This window comes from Phocaeicola sp. RTP21198st1_B8_RTP21198_201120 (assembly GCF_040929485.1).
Taxonomy (GTDB): domain Bacteria; phylum Bacteroidota; class Bacteroidia; order Bacteroidales; family Bacteroidaceae; genus Phocaeicola; species Phocaeicola dorei.
This window is the reverse complement of the sequence record NZ_JBCOCI010000021.1, coordinates 1-18,395: the sequence shown is the minus strand read 5'-3', so window position 1 is coordinate 18,395 and position 18,395 is coordinate 1. Positions and strand designations below refer to the sequence as shown.

Here is an 18,395-nt window from a genome sequence, read left to right as displayed (position 1 = left end):
TCTTGCACGGTTAGTCCTAGAAGCCTATATACATATATTAGGCTTCTAGGTTATCGGTTATTAACAGGAAGATTATGAGTTATCTTTACTTTCTTTTTGTAGATGATTGGAATGCATTCATAATGGCTGTGGGTTTTCCGTTTTTGTCAAAGGCTCCCATATCATATCCGTTCCATTCGTAACATTCCGGTTCCCAGTACCATACACCAGCGCAAGATTCCATGTCTCGGGCTTTGTTTATAAAATCGGCAAGGACTTGGGCGGAAGCGGAATCATTTTGTTTTACCCCTATTTCGGTTATCATGACTTTTACTTGGAAAGTCTTTGCTAGTTGGCTGATGTGTTTTAATGCTAACAAGTTCATTTCTTGCCATAATTTTGTGGAATGAGTTTGTGGATAGTGTGACAGGCCAATCATATCCAATTTTCCTCCAGCTTCTTTGAACTGCTTGAACCACCAAGTTAGGTCGTCCCAGGCATTGTCTATGTGAACAATAACGATACTTTGGGGGAAGATTTTTTTTACGGCATCGTAGCCGGTATTGACAAACTCGGCCAGATTTTGTGTGTTTTGTGGATATTTCACTCGCTCATTGGTACTGTTTAAGCCTTTGACATCACATTCTCGGATATCATAGAATGCACCGCTGAGTGCGACATTCTCATCCCACAACATTCCTGGACGGATTTCGTTACCCACTTGTACCCATCGTGGGGATATGTCTTCCGCCTTTAATGCTTGCAAGATGTCGATGGTATGGGCGGCAATGGCCGTCTTTAGTTCCGCTACTGATTTGCCGATCCATGCCTTGGGCTTGAACTGTTGTCCGGGATCAGCCCATGAGTCGCTGTAATGGAAGTCTACCATGACATCCAGACCTTGTTCTTTGGCTCGTCGGGCTTTGTTCACAACGTCTTGTTTACCGTTCCATCTGTCTTTGGGATTTACCCATACGCGCAGGCGGATGGCATTTATGCCCAGCTCTTTCATCAGTTGGAAGCAGTCGGTTTCTATGCCTTCATGATTGTAAAACTTCAACCCTTTTTTTTCCATTTCACTCACCCAACTGATGTCGGCTCCTTGAGTAAAACTGGTTTTGGAAGGTGCTGGTGTATCGGAATTATCTGTTCCGGACTGTTCGTTGCCGTGGCTTCCGCAAGCTGACGAGGATAATACCAGCAAAGCGGTTAGCATATAATTCTTGAGGTTATGATATATTTCTTTCATGTGTTTTCGTATATTAGTTTTTTAGAAGATAGACAACGGAGGCATATCCGTCTAGTTTTAAATAAAAGTTTCCATGGTCTTCCTTCTCCTGTACATTTCCGGATACGGCGATAGCTTTCTCCGTCCTGTCCGTCAAGGGAATCTCTATTTCAGAATTGCCAAAATTATGAATAACCAATAGTTTCTCGCTATCTTTAGTCATGTACCAGGCGGCAATACTTTTGTATTTTTTTTCTCCCTCTCCCGATTCGTTGAACAGAGCATGACGGGTCATGGTTCCTTGGGCCAGCGCTGGATAGGTGTTACGCAATGCGGTAAAGATCAAGTAGGTATTCAATACTGACTGATGGTCTGCCGTCTGTTTGGTTACATCGGGGATGTTTGTGCTTACTGTGGCATCTATTTTGTCGGTATAGTGGGTGGTATAACTGTCTCCCCACAACATAGGTCCGCGTACATATTCATCTCCTTTGTCTTTGGTGCCGTATAATCCTAGTTCTTCACCATAATAAATATAAGGTGAGCCGGGAGTAGTGAGCAGGACAGCGGCTGCTAATTTCTCCTTGGCGGTAGATTTACCTAGCTTGGAGGCTGCACGATCTTCATCATGGTTGCTTAGTTTGGTTGCTGCGATGTACCCGGGACGATAGGCGGCATATTCTTGCCTATAGTTCAGGATGTCTTTGGTGAAATAACATCCGGTGGCATTATTGAGAGCCCATTCCAGACGATACCAGAAAGAGAACTCGAACAAAGCGGGCAGACCGGCATAATAGGGGGCTACTTCGTTGTATTCGGACAGTACTTCACCCACCATGTAGAAATTGTCCGTGTGTCCTTTTTGCTTGTAATAAGTGTTCATGTCTTCGTAGAACATATTCAGAAAACGGGGATTTTCGTTGCTGGTAGCACTGTGGTAGATGTGCTTGACAGCATCCAGCCGCAGTCCGTCCACACCTCGGTCTATCCATCCTTTGGCACTGTTTGCCATGGCTATGTACGCAGGGGAAGAAGTGGCTTGTTCCACCGCACCATAGTTGAGGTCGGCAAAGTAGTCGGTGGCAAACTGGGAATGATAATACCATAAGTTCATGGAATCGAACAGAATATCGGCCGCTGTTTTGTTATCAAGAGTGAATGCAGTACCCAAAGTGACTTTGTGGGAAGCAGAAGTAGCACCGTATTTAGTTCCTGCAGGCCAAGAAGGATCGTTACTAGTGCGGATTAGAAATCCCCAAGAGGAAACGAAGTCTGTGGTCAGTTCATAATGGTTGTTCCCTTTGTCATAGAATTTTTTACATATGCCTTCTCCGAAATAAAGGTATTTGGCTCCGTTTGTGCCGGGGTCAGGGTTGTCCGCATCGGCTTTTTCGGCCCGGGTTACTGTGACGGTGGGTTGCGAGGCTTTGCTCCAGTCGAGGCTGAATGTATAGATGCCTTTTACTTCTGTATCTTCGGAGGAGGTTGCGAACCATTCATTGGCGGCATATTCTTCTTTGGGTATCATGGCTATTTTTCCTTCTGCTATCTCTGTTTGAGGAGATTGGGAGAAGAGATAGTAGCTACGATAAAGATTATCAGTAGATGAGGTGGCTTCCTTGAACCAAGGGTGGGCTTTGCCCGTATGGTTCATTACATAATCCAGGTATATTTTTATGTTGCGCTTGTGGGCTTCGGTGATGAGGCGGTCGAAGTCGGCCTCTGTACCTAGTTTGGGATTGACTTTGGTATGGTCTGTCACATCATAGCCGTGATAGGACATGGCAGGATGGATGGGGGAGAGCCAGAGGGCTGTCACTCCGAGGCTGTTGATGTAATCCAGCTTGTCAATGAGTCCGTTGAGGTCGCCGTATTTATCACCGTCTTTGTCTGCAAAGGAGTAAACTAATAATTGATAGGAGATGTCGGCACGCTTGGTACCATCCCAATTGTCGGGGGCGGCAGTGATATTTTTCCAAGTGGCGGTAGGAGGATCAGGGTTTTCGGAAGTCGGAGGAACCGGTATTTCCGGCGAATCGTCAGAACAGGCTTGTGACAGAGGTACCAAGCAAAGCAGGAATAGTATACCTACTAGAAAGAGATGGATTCGTTTCATGGTTTCTTTGTTTATAAGGGGTAAAAGAATAAGGCGGAGTACAGTATTACGGAAATTCCGCAAGCCGTAAACCGCCTTTTGTCGGTATAGGTACGGGGAGGATACAAGAAGCGTACCTATACTTGTATTGATTAGTTCTTAGTTAGGGTCAACAGGTTCATGCCGTCGCATTGAGGGATGAACCTGATGGTATAGTTTCCGGCCGTAACAGCGATGTTGCCGGCATTGAAAGTCGGTTTGGCTATCGAACCACCCCAGTTGATGTCCCAGTCATTATTGGCGCGGATTTTGATTTCACCATCCGTTAGGTTGGTGGTCAGATTCCAACTTCCATCTTCTTCGTTGTAAGTCATGTCGGTATCGGCATCCCATCCGGATGGGGTGGCGCTACCTATCACTCCGAGAGTTGAGATGAGGGTATGCTTGTAAGTCATGGCAGTCAAATCCACTTCCATCATGTAGAACCCTGCTTCCGGAGCGTCGATATTTCCTGCACCGTTTTCATCAAGTGTACCTGCCAGAGCATCACCACTTACTTTTTCCCAATCGCCTGTCCAGTTATCTTTTTCTGGGTTCGGCTTGTATTTGAATTCTCCGTTCAAATAGGCGAAACCTCTGTATTTGCCATCAAAGTTTATTCCGGCTAGCGGGCAAGTACCTGACCATGAGGTGTTATTACCTATTTCATAGATGTAAGGAGCGAAACCCAGCTCTTCCAGTGTGTAGGTGTATTCCATCATATCCAATGTCATTCTATACATGCCGGCTTGGGTTATCATGCCGGCTTGTGGATTGTTTGTTGTAAGTGTTCCTTCGGTAGCGGTATCTCCATCGGTTACGGTTCCCAATACACCAGCTCCCCAGAATTCTCCCTCGGTATTGGTCTTCGGAATAATTTTCCAGCATTGATTATCAGCGGTTGTGGTGAATACGATGGAAAATTTGGAATCTTCATAAACGTCTGTTCCCGAATGGCTGAATCCCACCATGCCGTCAGCGCTCCAACCATTTACCGAGGTTTCATCCTTGTCGTTCTTTATTGTGAACATGTCGCCTACAAGATAGTAACCGGTGTCAATAAATGGTGCGGCCGGAGTGAAATTTACGTCAAACGAACCGGCATTTACCAATAAGGCTTGTCCGTCTTTTATGGCATTGGCATATACTTGGGCAATGAAGGGACGCGCTATAGGACGTTTCCCGTAAGTTTCCACTACCAGCTTCTGAATGGTCAGGCTGTCAATCATTCCGTCTGTATTGGATTCCAGTTCTCCTGCCTTACCTTTCTCGGTAGAGAGCTCTACCCGTACATTGCCCAAGGTATATCCTTCGGGAAGTGTGGCATTAGATAGAGTGAACAATTTGATGCTGCTCCCCGGATTGGATAAATTGATGTCATCGACCTTGGATGCCGAGAAATCGGGAAGGGTTATTGCAGCTTCTTGTTCGTTGGCTTGAGGAGTTGCCCAATCAGTGTAATCATCTGTGCATGAAGACATGCACAGAACAGTCAGACCGATTAATGAATGGATTGATATATTTTTCATCTTGATTCAATTAAAAAGATTATTATTTGATTTCGCCTTCGCCGGTAGCGAAGTTCAGGTAGAGCTGCTGTCCCGCTTTGCCTGCTACTCGTGCTTGGTCTCCATTGTTGGCACGATATTCAATTTTGCCGTCGAAGACCATGAACTCGCTCTTCCACCACTCAAAGGTAGGAATTTTTACGTATGCACGCACACCGTCACCATCGCCACCCGGAACACTGGCAGCAAAAGCAGGTGAGACAAAAGAAGCGTTAAAAGTATCGGGAATGGTACATAACCAGCCTTCAGCCTGCTCTTTCCAGTCGCTGTTGCCTACAACAGGTCCCATCAACCATATTTCAGGTTTGTTAAACTGTATATCATAGACGAGGTTGCGTCCCGAAACGGAAGAGGTGATTACCATTAAGTACCATCCCGGAGTATCAGTAGCGATATTGTCTCCGTTGTCTTTGATATTGCCTGCCAAATCGCCGTTTATACTGTTTATACCAGAAAATCCTGTTTCATTTCCATCCCAAGCTTTGCTCTGATTGAATTTGATGCCGGCATCGTCTATCCATACCATAGACCAGAATACATGAGTTGCACCGTTTACGGGAATCATCTTGGTTGCCGAATCCCAGTTCCATTCGTTAAATCCGCCTACGATATATAAGTTTTCGGGGGTATTGACCGGAGGAAGCGAGAAAAGTAAATGTACTTTATTCAATGACACTACATTGGAAAGTATTTCGGTTCCTTCTATTGCTTTGTTATCACTGGTCATCATAACTGCTCTCAAGCGGATATAGACCGCTATATCCATCGGAAAATCAACATCGGTTGCACCTTTGTTTACTTTCATATCTGTAAGTGTACTAGCTAAAAGAGGTGCGTCTATACTGATTTTTGTTCCTGCATTGACATTACCTATTTCTGTAAAATCGGTCATGGATTCATCGAATGCCACTTGCACATAGTATCCAACGTTGGCGGGGAAGCCGTAGTCGGGTTGTGAACAGGATATTTCGATAGAGGAAGAATTGGCCAAATCGATTACTGTACCGCTGATAGCTGGAGTGTTTAGGACAAATTCGGTGGGTGAGATTAGCGTTGGGTTGGAGTCGCGATCATCATCACATGCGGTGAATATACCCAGTCCCAATCCGATAATCAAAAATGATTTAAGTATTTTATTCATTGTATTTTCATTTAATATTTATAAAACAAAAAGTTTTCAGTATCCCGGGTTCTGAGTCAAATTGGAGTTGGCAGTCAACTCATTGGTCGGGATGGCAAAAATATTAAGATGTGCATCAAAACTACGTCCTTCATAAGATCCGCCTTTCCATTGCCAAGTGTAATTGTTGTTGCCTCCATAGCGGTTGAATCTAATTAAGTCCATACGGCGGCGGCCTTCAAAATAGAATTCTCGGCTCCATTCATCGCAAATATCATCCAGGCTATATGCATTTGTACGGGTAGAAGCATGTGCACGACTTCGGATGGAGTTAACTGCTTGTGTACCTTCAGATGTAGTGTTTCCTCCATTCAAGCGAGCATCGGCTTCTGCAAAAGTCAGATAGGCTTCTGCAACACGTAGCAAGAAGTAGTCGGTATCGGCGAAGGTGGCATCATGTCCGGCTGAACCGTCTGTTTTGAAGTTGGTGAATTTTGCAATAGCATAACCGCTTTTAAAGGTAGATACATCTTCATTGTTTAAGGTACGTCCCACACCGTCGAATAAAGCACGGTCGTCTTTGGCTGCTACATACATGTCGTAGCTTGGCAGTTCGGGGGCATCATTCTGAGGGAAGAATTTGCGGATGAGGTCAGGACGTGCGCGGTTACCGCCCCAGTTTTGTGCAGAAACACCGTTGGTGGCTGTCAGGTCATTAGGGTTTGCATGCATCTCACCATCAAAGCAACCAGCTATCAAGAACAGGGAAGTACCCCAACTGGTGGTTGTCAGACCGTCTTGAAGTAAGGGTAGAAGAGCTTCGTAAGCAGCATCAGTTTCCCCGTTGTCACCCATGAATAACATTTGATAGGCAGTCCATCCGCCTTTTCCCACAGTATTGAGCCGGTAGGAGGATTTTATTACTTTGTCGGCATATTCTTTTGCTTTTTGCCATTGGGCCGTTCCTGTATAAATTTCCGAATTCAAGTACAGGCGTGAGAGCAACAGCCAGCAGGCAGCTTTGTCTACACGACCATAACCGGCATCTGTCGATTTTTTTGCTTTTGCTTCGGAAAGGGCCGGTTCTATTCCGATCAGTTCCTGTTCAAGCCATTCATACATTTGAGCTCTGGATCTTTGTTCAGGTTTGGTCATTGGTTCCAATGTAAAGGGTATGTTTCCCCAACCATCCATCAGTAAGAAGTAGTGTAGGGCACGTACAAAGCGGATTTCGGCAGACATGGTGGCATCTGTATCTCCAGCCATAGCCAGATATTGGTTACAATAGGTGATGCCGGTAGTCAGACGGGCATAGAACCCGTTTAACATAGGATGGGAAGCATTGTAAGTATTGTAGCAGAAACTGGCTACACCTTCATCTCCCCAGCCGCAGATAGCTTCATCAGTGGTCAGTTCGTTGGAATTGAACAATTGGCGGATAAAGCCTGTCGTACCACCATCCAAACCGTCAATATCACAGTCACCGTTAGCACCACCGTTTCCGGCTAATGCCATATTGGCGTAGCACTTGTTGAACAATCCGTTTAAATCAACATTGGTATCGATGTTCGGATCGATAGGATCTACATCTAAGTCTCCGATACATGAGGTTGCCCCCAAAGCCAACATCATGAATGTGGCAGGAACGATATTCTTTATGTATTTTTTCATATACTGCATAATTTTGCGAATTAGAAATTCAGGTTAAGACCAATAATAAATGAGATAGGACGCGGATAGAGATTGTTATCGAATCCGTTATTGATTTCGGGGTCGATGCCATCATAGTTTGAAATGGTGAAAACATTCGATACGGTTCCATATACGCGTCCATTCAAACCGCGATAGCTTCCGTTCTTGAAGAGATTGGAAAAGCTGTATCCTAAAGTGATGTTGTCACACTTCAAGAATGAGGCGTTACGCACCCAGTAGTCCGAAGCTTTGGCGGTAATTTCGTAAGTTTGCCAATTTCTGGCTACAGCGTCTACCGGACGGTTAGACAGGTAATTCAAAGAGTTGGACCATACTTCACCAGGATTCATGTTGCTCCATCCGGCGTTGATTCCATCATAAACATAGTTACCTAGACTGGCACGCAGTGAGAATCCGAAGTCCCAATTTTTGTATTCCAGGCGGGAGGAAAGCCCCATAGTTACGTCGGGAGCAGCATTTTTATAAAGGTATTTGTCATTTTCGGTAATCTTACCGTCACCGTCCCGGTCTACTACTGCATTTTCTATCGGGTTGCCTTGTGGGTCATATACTTGTTGGTATACATAGAATGAATTAGCTGGATACCCTACTTGATTGTATTGCAGATAAAAACCCGAACCTTGACCTACTTTGATATCGGTATTGGCTACAGGAGCACCACTATCGGATACACCACTTAGATCGGTAATCTCATTCTTATTATAAGTAAGGTTATAATTAATAGTCCATATTAAGTCATTGTTTACAATGGGTTTCCAGTCTAAGGCAAATTCGATGCCTTTATTTTCCAACGAACCGATATTTTGCCATGCTTGATTTCTATAGCCGGCCATGGACGCTAATGGTGCATAGTTCAGTAAATCTTCGGTTTTACGGTAATAAGCATCAATACTGGCTGTCAGCCGTTGATCCATAATACCAAAATCAACCCCAATATTATAGGTAGTAGTGGTTTCCCATTTTAAATCAGGAGTATAGTTGTCCGGGCGGTATAGGGTTCCGTTACCTATCAGTGGATAAAAACCGTTAGTACCTGTGCTTACTGAGTATGTGGGAATCCAGTTATAATTGTTAATTTTTTCTCCTGCCTGTTGACCTGTCATGCCCCAGCCTAAGCGAAGTTTCAAGTCAGATATCCAAGATATGTCTTTTAGGAAGTTTTCTTCTTTTGCTTTCCAAGCTAAGGCTACAGACGGGAACCACGCCCAATGGTCTTTGAAGCGTGAAGTTCCATCATCGCGAACGGTAGCTGTAAGATAGTAACGGTTCATAAGTATGTAGTTGGCACGTCCGAAGAAGGAAACCAAATAACTGTCGGTCTTGTATTGATACGGAGTGTGAGGACGCTCTGTGCCGGCTAATGTGGGGTCATCGTTCGTCATCGGATAACGACCTACGTAGTCACTGTTTGTGCTTTTCCAAAAATGTTGCCATTCGTAACCTCCCATAATATCAAAATGGTGGTTATCATTAAAGTCTTTATAATATTGGGCGTATGCATTCAATGAAAGGTTGCGTTTTAGGATACTTTCACCTCCAACAGAACCATAATACATGGCACTAGGGGAAGCAGTAGATTTATTCTGTGCTTGGCGTCCTTTGGAAACATCGGCACCTAGAGATAAATGAAGGCGAAGGTCTTCAAGACCATGTACTTTATAGTCGATATCGGCACTTCCCACAAAGGCGCGGCTGTGGGCAACTTCTGTGTTAAAAGCAAGCATGGCTAATGGGTTGGCACATTCTGCCGTGCTGTTATAGATGAACGGCCATGTGGAGTCGCCTAATGATGCGGCCGATGACCATTGGAAAAATCCCCCATAATTTTGTAATGTCTGATCCAATGCATTGCCGAATTGGGCTTTGTGATATTCGGATGTGAAATTATAAGGATCTTGGGTAGGGTCCATCTTTACAGCAGCACCTACGGCTCCACCGTCGGCATATGCAGAACGTGCGTACATTCCTTTCGCATTGAGGTTCATAGTCAAATGATCGTCAAAAAAAGACGGATTAAGATTCAATGCAGCTGTGACACGTTTGAAATCAGAATTTTTCAAGATACCTTCTTGATTGGTGAAACCTACAGATACACGATAAGGAAGGTCTTTTACTGCACCCGATACGGTTATATTGTGGTCATGACTGAGAGCGGTACGGTAAATAAGATCTTGCCAGTCGGTGTTGGCTGTACCCATGGCACGATAAGCATCGCTGTTTTCTCCGTATAAATCGGTGATAAGTTGACGGTATTGGTTGCTGTCAAGTACATCAACTGTTCCTTTTTTCTGACTCAATGTGACACTACCTGAATAGGAAACTGAAGGCTTTTGCCCTTTGCGTCCCTTTTTAGTAGTGATGATGATAACACCGTTTGAGCCGCGTGAACCGTAGATAGCAGTGGCTGAAGCGTCTTTTAATACGTTGAATGATTCGATATCCTGCGGATTAATCATGGCTAGTTTGTTAGAGAGGCCTTTTACTCCCTCATTGTCCATAGCCATACCATCAATAACAATTAGAGGGTCATTAGATGCGTTCAGTGAAGAACCGCCACGTATACGAATCTGGGCGCCACTGCCTGGGGCACCATCATTACTTGTTACATTGACACCGGCTATTTTCCCAGAAATCATATCCTGTGCGTTTATTACTAAGCCTTTGTTCTTTCCATCCGGTTTCATGGCTGTTACCGAACCGGTCAGGTCATTCTTTTTAGCCACACCATAACCGATAACGACTACTTCTTCCAAAGTTTCCGTATCATCTTTCAGTATCACATTTAGTGAAGTAGCAGCCGGAAGTTCCTGGGTCAGGTATCCGATAAACGAAATAACAATTATATCACCTTTATTGGCGTTTAACAGGAAGTTACCGTCAAAATCAGTGATAGTACCATTGGTTGTTCCTTTTACCACAACATTGGCACCGATAATTGGTTCGCCTGTTGTGTCCTTTACAAGTCCTTTGACAGTCATTTGTTGGGCAAATGCGTCTATGGACAAGAAGCATCCTACTATCAGTGTGAGTAGGATCTTGAACATCAAGTTTCTTTTCATGTCTTTAAATTTAAAGTTAAATAATTATTTCAAGTTTATATTCTCAGCTAAAAACACCTATTGAAAACTGTTTTCCCAAACAATCAGATTATTTATGGCTCCTTTAATCCTTATATTTCTAATGGAATTGATCTTTCTTTAAAACCATTGAATTTTTTCTGAAAATTTTGTGAGATCTGTTCAACTGGATATTGAGAGAGTTGAAACATGTATTTGTTTTTTAGATTTATTGAGATAGAATGAGTTCTCTATATTTCTGTTTATTGAAATAAATTTCAAAAAAGTATCTGCAAAAAATGATTTGTAATGAGATACAATAGGGGAAAAATTCTTTTTGGTTTTCATGATTTAATGGTATTTAGTTTTAGGTTAACGGTTATCCTCACTTTATTTTGTTTTGGATGTTGCAAATGTAGCTTTCTTGTAAATTGATTCTTTATCTAAGAATAAAAATATAAATGATTTAAATCAATTGTATTTTATAAGTGTTTGATTTATAGAATGATGTGTCTTTTTTGCATCTGAAAAAATATAAATGATTGTGAACTGTTTCGTGTTTGGACAAGAATGATTTATGGTTCTTTTATATTAATTCTTTGTCAAAACTTTAGTTTATATTGCATCAGCTAAGAGTTTTCTATAAAAAACTTTTAACCGATGCAATATAAAGGAATAAACTTAAAAGTAGTTTTATTTGTTTTTTACAACAATGATTTTGGGAGTTACCTTGTTGAAATACCACTTGATGGTATAGTTACCAGCTTCTGAAACTTTAAAATTACCATCACCGGCATCTTCAAACTCTCCTTCTACAGCTCCGGGAGCTATATCGTCTTCCCATTTCTCTTCAGGGCGTATTTTCCATTTATTACCGGCGGACATATCTAGGGTAGCTTTTAAATAATATTGAAATTTGTTGTTTTCATCCGTTTCAGTTTCCAGTGTCATCATTGTGTCACCGCTTCCCCAGCTATTGTGGTCTCCTACAATTCCCCATGAGTTGTGAGGTTTGGAAACTTTCAATTCTCCTGTGGTATTATTGAATTCTAAATAATCTGATTCTCCGCAAACACACCTAATATTTTTAGTATATTAGCGCTCAAAAAGCAGGGATTATGAACATATTCAGTTTTACGGCTCATTTCGGTTCGGAGGAAGATTGTCGTTTGCATTTCAAGGAGCAGCGTGATAAGGAAGGGGTTGTCTGCAAGCGATGCGGGGGCACTTCCCATTATTGGTTACAGGGTAAATGGAGTTATGAATGCAAAGGTTGCCGTTTCCGCACCTCGTTGCGCAGCGGTACGATCATGGAGAGCTCCAAGCTGCCGTTTCTGGTGTGGTACAAAACGATGTTCCTGATGAGTTGCACAAAAAAGGGATTCTCCACCAACGAACTCCAGAAGCAATTAGGATTGAAGCGTTACGAACCGGTATGGGCGATGGTACACAAACTCCGCAGGGCGATGGGCAACCGGGATGCAAGGTATACACTGGAAGGGATGATAGAACTGGATGAGGGTTACTTTTCGGTGGCCAGTAAGGAAATCGAGCGAGGCAAGGGTACACGTGGCCGGGGAGCCGAGGGAAAGCAGAACGTTGCGGTGATGGCCGAAAGCACCCCGTTGGAAGATATCGAAACGGGCAAAAAGGAGAAGCATGTGCGTTATTTCAAGGCCAGGGTACTGGATAGCCATCAAAGTGAAGGAATCAACGGCGTGGTCAGGGACTGCATGGAGGATGATGCCATCGTATTTTCGGACAAAAGCACTTCTTACGTTGACATCTCCGATCTGGTGGAATTGCACGTCACCGAGAAATCAGACGCCAAAACCACCAAGGAAACACTCAAATGGGTGCATATCGCAATCAGTAATGCAAAACGGACATTGCTGGGCAACTACCATAAAATCAAAAGGAAATACTTACAGTTGTATCTCAACGAGTTTATTTACAAATTAAACAGACGGTATTTTGGAGACAAACTCTTTGACAGACTAGTAATTGCGAATATAACAGGTGCATAAACGGATAATCAGACTAAATAATAACTGTTTTTGCTGTATGCTTTAATGTCCCCTCCATTACCGGATACTAAAGTAACGAGGGATTGTTCGGGTGTCATACTTTCCGGAGCTCCCCAATTGTCCGTACCCCAGTCTTCCGTACCGCAGAATTTCCAACCATCGGCTGCTTTGCCGTCGAAGTACACCATAGCGGTGTATATATTATCAGAATTTACCGAATATACTTTTTGGCTTTTGGTGAAATCCCAACCATTATAACTTCCACGGAGTGTGATTGCCGGATATTCCGGCTCACCTTCATATGGAGTGATGGTGGTTGAGACAATGTTGGAATACAATGTATCGGCAGCTGCTGAGATAGAAGACGATATCCGAAATTCGATTCCTATCGGCGCTGTCTCCATTTCATAGACTTTCAGCAGGGTCATGATTTTGCTGTTCAGGTCACTGACAGTGATAGTATGTGATAAATCTGTTTTGGATGAGGCTAGAATTACTTTATTGGCAAAATTTTTGTCTTTAACATCCATTTCCAACGCATTGATAACGCTTGCTTGATAGCCTAAATCCGGATAGCTCCAGGTAAGGGTGAATGCCTCTTGGGAAGCATTTTTTGATTCCAGTATATAACTGTCATTCAAGGATGACAGGGTAGACGGGATGGCATTTTCCGAACTATATGTCACTTGTTCCAAATCACTTTCACAAGCAGTACAAAGTAATAGGGTAAAAATAGAAGTTGATATGCTTTTTATGAATTTCATGATGATGTACTTATTGATTAATAACCTTCATTTTGTTGTAAGTTACCGTTTACGGTCAGGTCGGTAACAGGTATAGGATACACGTTATATCTCTTGTTCACTCCTACTCCGGTATTGATTCCTCCTTTGAAATCCCATGTATAGGAGCCGGAAGTAAGCAGATCGAAACGTACTAAATCTGTACGGCGGATACCTTCCCAATATAATTCACGCCCGCGTTCATCTAACAAATTACGGAAATTATTTTCCTCTAACCAATTTTCGGAAATGTTGTGTTTTTCATCTCCATAGGCACGCTTGCGAAGGGCGTTGATATATTCAACAGCACTAGCCTTACTTCCTTCTCCACCGCGTGCTACGGCTTCTGCATACATCAGGTAAATATCTCCCAAACGGAACATCGGAAAATCAGTATCTACCCATAATGTATTTTTTCCCGGTTGTCCGTTGCTGTCTAAATTGCTGAATTTGAATACACTCCATCCTTCAGTTTCAAAAGTTCCGGATACACTGGAAGTAATGTCGATAGAGCGTCCTTTATCATAAAAAATACCACGTTTATCTTGAATCTCAGAAGCTTTGGGTTCTTCATCATTTTGAAAATCAAAGAGATGAACCAGATTGCTTGTTGCGCGGAATCCTGCCCAGCCTTGGTCTACCCCACTGTGTGCTAGTAAAACATCTTTGTCTTCAGCTCCTCTGGCTCCGATGATAATGGCAGCCATACCCCATGATTGGGTCTTGTCCCCATCAAAGATGATAGGATAGATTATTTCTTTTTTGGTATCCGGATTCTCGCCATTGTCTGCTTTGAATAAATCAGCATAGTTGTCTGCCAGTTGATACCCTGCTTTGATCACTTCGTTGCATGCATTAATACATTCGCTATATCGTGCCTTACCGGTGTAAACTTCTGCATTAAGATACATGCGTGCTAGTAAAGAACTGGCAACAGCTTGATCTGCTACTCCGTATTCGGAGCGTGGAGAGGGCAGATTGGGTTTGATTTCGTTTAGTTCTGCTTCTATCCAATTGAACAGGTCTTCTCTAGACAGCGGGGCAGGTTCTATGGAATAATTCTTTTCAGTGATGAATGGAGGCAATGCAAACATATCCATCAAGATATAATAGGCAAAAGCACGGTTAAAGCGGGCTTGTGCAATATAACTTTCTTTGTCAATGCTTTCGGGCGCGTTGGGAATGTTCTTTAAGAACTCATTTACCAGTGCCACTATATACATGCAGCGTTGATAAACCCCTTCAATGGGTTCCACTTTATTGGTAGTCCATGTCATATAGTTTACTTCTGTGCACCATGCATCATTCCATGCGTTCTTCATTTCATCGGTTGGCTGTTCTTGTAAAGTCCACCAACAGCGTAATAGTGCAGTATTTCCTGCATCAAGGCCTGAAATATCTGAACTGCTGCTGCCGTCTTGTCCGGATAACGCCCAAACTGAGTATATTTTATGAAGTCCTTTAGTGTAGCTTTCCGCATCGGTATAAGCTTTGTCTGCTGTTTCCACTGTGGGATCCAAAGGTAAGACATCCAAATCATTGAGACAACTTGAAAAAACAAACAGGCAAGTTGCCAGAGTTGTATAGATATATTTTCTTGTTTTCATACGTAATTCTCATTAAAAGTTAAGATTCAAACCTATAGTGTATGTGCGGGGACGTGGCCAGATGTTAGAATCTATCGCTCCACATTCCGGGTCTAATCCGCTATATTTTGAGATAGTAAATACATTTTGGACAGATGCGCTGATACGTCCTGATAGTTTGGCTGCAAACAGATTTTGGAAAGAATAGCCTAATGTAAGGTTGTCCATCTTCAAGAATGAAGCATTTTCCAGAAAATAGTCGCTGGCCATTTGTTCGCTGGTATTCAGCAAGGTAAAGCTTGTATCTTGAAAACCGTTATAAAGATTTGTAATAAATCCTTTTCCACCATAATTGTTGGAAGTGCTATTGCCTGATGCCACGCCATTGTATACATAATTGCCAAAGTTAGCACGGAGATTAAAGCCCAGATCCCATTTTTTGTAGCTGAACTGAGAACTGAAACCCATATATACTTTAGCCATCGGACTTTTGTGGGTTAGATAACGGTCGGCTTCGGTAATTTGTCCGTCATTGTTTCGGTCTACAAATGCATTTTGGATAGGCTTGCCGTTTTCATCGTATACTTGTTGGTATAAATAGAATGTTCCAGGCATTTCACCTACTTGGTGTTTTTGGTTTGTGCCGGCATCAATACCTTGGTAGTCGGGATTGAAAGTGGTAGTCAGCTTGGTAATCTTGCTATCATTCCAAGTGATATTATAGCCTACCTCCCATGTGAAGTCTTTGCTTTGGATAGCTATGGCATTTACATTGGCTTCCACACCTTTATTTTTCATTTTACCTACATTAGCGGTAATCAAGTTGATAAAATTCGTTCCCGCTGCGGCACTGATGGTGTTTAACAAGTCTTTTGTATGTTTCTGATAATATTCAATACTACCGTTGATACGGTTATTTAAGAATCCGAAGTCGATGGCTACATTGTATGTAGTTGTTTGTTCCCATTTTAAATCAGGACTGTAACCGTTTGGCTTCAAAAGCGTAGTTCCTAAATAGGTTGTATTAGGATTAGTGCTGAATGAATAGGATGTGATATATTGATAATCTCCAATTTCCTGTTGTCCGGTCACACCATATCCTAAGCGTAATTTTAATTTGGAAAGCACATTTTCTGTAGCTTTCATAAAGGGTTCATTACTGATGGTCCAAGCTAAGGCGGCTGAAGGGAAAAGTCCCCAACGATTGTTTTCACTGAATCGTGAAGAACCGTCACGACGTAAAGTGGCAGTCAGCAAATAGCGGTCCATGAAATTGTAATTTAAACGCCCGAAGAATGAAATAAGATAGTTTTCATACGGAATGCGACGGTGGTCATCACGGATGTAATGCCGTTCGTTTTCGTCATAGGTATATCCTTCTTTTGCACCTAAGTCCTCTGTAGGGTTTGAATAGGTGATATCATGATTGGCATAATAGAAATGTTGCCAGGAATAACCTGCCATTATATCGAAATTACTTTTGATGGATTCTATGTTTTTTGCATAGTTCATGTAGAAGTCCAGCAGGTGGTTACGACGCAGATTGTTCCAAGTATTGCCTTGTCCTAAACCGGTGAATGTTTTATCTAGTGAGCTTTGAACCGAATTGGAATTTACAAAATTACGACCGGTTGTTTTTGCCACGTCATAGCCTAAATTCAAGTTGGCATGTAAGTCTTCCAGACCATGTATTTTATAGTCCAATTGAATATTACCCAAACTACGTTTGGTTGTACCGTGATTGTTTCTATCGTATAATAAAGACAATGGATTCTGAGTCGCCAGATCGGCTTGTGCTCCTTGTACTATTCCCCAGTTCCAATAGCCATTATATCGATTTTCTTCATCGTAAATGGGTTTGGTGGGGTCAAAGAAAGCAGCGGCACCTACAGCACCGGAATCTGCAAATCGGTTTTTATTGATGGTGCCTTTTACATTGATGTCTACACTCAGGTGGTTGTCGAAAAATTTAGGACTTAGATTGACAGCACCGGTATAACGTTCATATTTAGAAGTCTTTAGTGTACCTTTTTCTGTATTATAACCTAAAGAGATACGGAAAGGCATAAATCCTGCTTTTCCTGCAATTCCGATGTTTTGGTCTGTACTTAATCCTGTCTGGTAAATAGCATCTTGCCAATCGGTGCTTTGGTTAGGGTATACGTTCAGAATCCGTTGGATGTCCGCCGACTGTGCGGTTCCTTCCGGATATTGAGCCTGCATTACTTCGCGGAATGATTGTGCGTCCAATGTCTCTATACGTTTATAAGGGTCTTTTGCCGTGAAAGTTCCTGAGTAGCTAACTTTTATTTTGTCTTGTGTCCCTTTTTTAGTTTGGATGATAATAACTCCATTCGAAGCGCGTGAACCGTAAATGGCTGTCGCCGAAGCATCTTTCAAAACAGTGAAAGTTTCAATATCATTGGGATTAATGGTGGCAAGTGCATTGGGAGTGCCTGGAGCGGCATCATTTGAAACAGGAACTCCATCGATAACAATAAGTGGATCATTGCTGGCATTTAGTGATGCACCGCCACGGATACGAATTGTCGAACCGGCACCAGGGGCACCGTCACCTTGACTAACAGAAAGTCCCGGAACTTTTCCCATAATCAGTTCTTGAGGAGAAGTAACAGCACCTTTGTTCATCTCTTCTGCTTTGATAGCTACCACAGAACCGCTCAGGTCATCTTTTTTCACAGAACCGTATCCAATGACAACCACTTCATCCAGAAGTTCTGTATCATCTTTTAATATAATATTCATAGAAGCGGCTGCCTGTGCTTCTTGAGACCGATATCCGATAAACGAAATGATGATAATGTCACCTTTATTGGCGTTTAACAGGAAGTTGCCATCAAAATCGGTGATGGTACCATTAGTCGTTCCTTTTACTATAACATTAGCCCCGATGATTGGTTCACCTGTAGTATCTTTGACAATTCCTTTGACAACTATTTGTTGGGCAAATGTGTTGACGGACAAGAATAATCCCACAATGAACATCAGTAGGACTTTAAACGTGGCGTTTCTTTTCATGTCTTTGTATATAAATGCTTTAATATTATTCATTTTATTTGGAAAAATACCTATTGAAAACTATTCAACCTTTTTACTTGCTTTTCTATAACCCTCAAATCCGCAACTAAGCCCTTGAACGTCCTTATTGCGTTTACACGTCCTCTCATTACTGAATTTGCAG

At 42.6% G+C, this 18,395-nt stretch carries 11 protein-coding genes; 1 reads left to right on the top strand and 10 read right to left on the bottom strand.

Annotation, left to right across the window (positions count from 1 at the left end; translation table 11 throughout):
• Positions 1-85: 85 nt before the first annotated feature.
• From AB5935_RS10245 to AB5935_RS10215, 7 genes are all read right to left on the bottom strand, one after another.
• Positions 86-1,228 carry a glycosyl hydrolase 53 family protein gene (locus AB5935_RS10245; RefSeq protein ID WP_007834676.1) on the bottom strand — a complete coding sequence of 381 codons (1,143 nt, stop codon included), beginning with the start codon at positions 1,226-1,228 and terminating at the stop codon, positions 86-88.
• A gap of 13 nt (positions 1,229-1,241) precedes the next feature.
• Positions 1,242-3,323: an alpha-amylase family glycosyl hydrolase gene (locus AB5935_RS10240; protein WP_007841978.1), complete on the bottom strand. Its 2,082-nt coding sequence runs from the start codon at positions 3,321-3,323 to the stop codon at positions 1,242-1,244.
• 131 nt (positions 3,324-3,454) lie between these two features.
• Positions 3,455-4,870, bottom strand: a complete 1,416-nt coding sequence (locus AB5935_RS10235) for a DUF5115 domain-containing protein (protein ID WP_038608518.1) — start codon at positions 4,868-4,870, stop codon at positions 3,455-3,457.
• 22 nt (positions 4,871-4,892) lie between these two features.
• The gene (locus AB5935_RS10230) at positions 4,893-6,050 is read right to left on the bottom strand and encodes a SusF/SusE family outer membrane protein (RefSeq protein ID WP_007834681.1); all 1,158 of its coding nucleotides are present in this window, start codon (positions 6,048-6,050) and stop codon (positions 4,893-4,895) included.
• Between the two features lie 36 nt (positions 6,051-6,086).
• Positions 6,087-7,709, bottom strand: a complete 1,623-nt coding sequence (locus AB5935_RS10225) for a RagB/SusD family nutrient uptake outer membrane protein (protein ID WP_005838915.1) — start codon at positions 7,707-7,709, stop codon at positions 6,087-6,089.
• Positions 7,710-7,720: 11 nt separating this feature from the next.
• Positions 7,721-10,801, bottom strand: a complete 3,081-nt coding sequence (locus tag AB5935_RS10220) for a SusC/RagA family TonB-linked outer membrane protein (RefSeq protein WP_007841979.1) — start codon at positions 10,799-10,801, stop codon at positions 7,721-7,723.
• Between the two features lie 690 nt (positions 10,802-11,491).
• Entirely contained in the window at positions 11,492-11,824 is a 333-nt protein-coding gene (locus AB5935_RS10215) for a hypothetical protein (RefSeq protein WP_368327418.1), read from the bottom strand.
• A 92-nt stretch (positions 11,825-11,916) separates the two neighbouring features.
• Here AB5935_RS10215 and AB5935_RS10210 point away from each other — a divergent pair, with 92 nt between their 5' ends.
• Positions 11,917-12,825: an IS1595-like element ISBbi1 family transposase gene (locus tag AB5935_RS10210; RefSeq protein WP_005807145.1), complete on the top strand. Its 909-nt coding sequence runs from the start codon at positions 11,917-11,919 to the stop codon at positions 12,823-12,825.
• Between the two features lie 8 nt (positions 12,826-12,833).
• Here AB5935_RS10210 and AB5935_RS10205 read toward each other — a convergent pair whose 3' ends face one another.
• From AB5935_RS10205 to AB5935_RS10195, 3 genes are read right to left on the bottom strand one after another with little or no spacing between them, the layout of a single operon-like run.
• Entirely contained in the window at positions 12,834-13,589 is a 756-nt protein-coding gene (locus AB5935_RS10205) for a SusE domain-containing protein (protein ID WP_368327417.1), read from the bottom strand.
• A gap of 17 nt (positions 13,590-13,606) precedes the next feature.
• Positions 13,607-15,214 carry a RagB/SusD family nutrient uptake outer membrane protein gene (locus AB5935_RS10200; RefSeq protein ID WP_007841981.1) on the bottom strand — a complete coding sequence of 536 codons (1,608 nt, stop codon included), beginning with the start codon at positions 15,212-15,214 and terminating at the stop codon, positions 13,607-13,609.
• Positions 15,215-15,226: 12 nt separating this feature from the next.
• Positions 15,227-18,232 (bottom strand): SusC/RagA family TonB-linked outer membrane protein, encoded by a 3,006-nt coding sequence (locus AB5935_RS10195; protein WP_120053432.1) that lies wholly within the window; start codon positions 18,230-18,232, stop codon positions 15,227-15,229.
• Between the last annotated feature and the right edge of the window lie 163 nt (positions 18,233-18,395).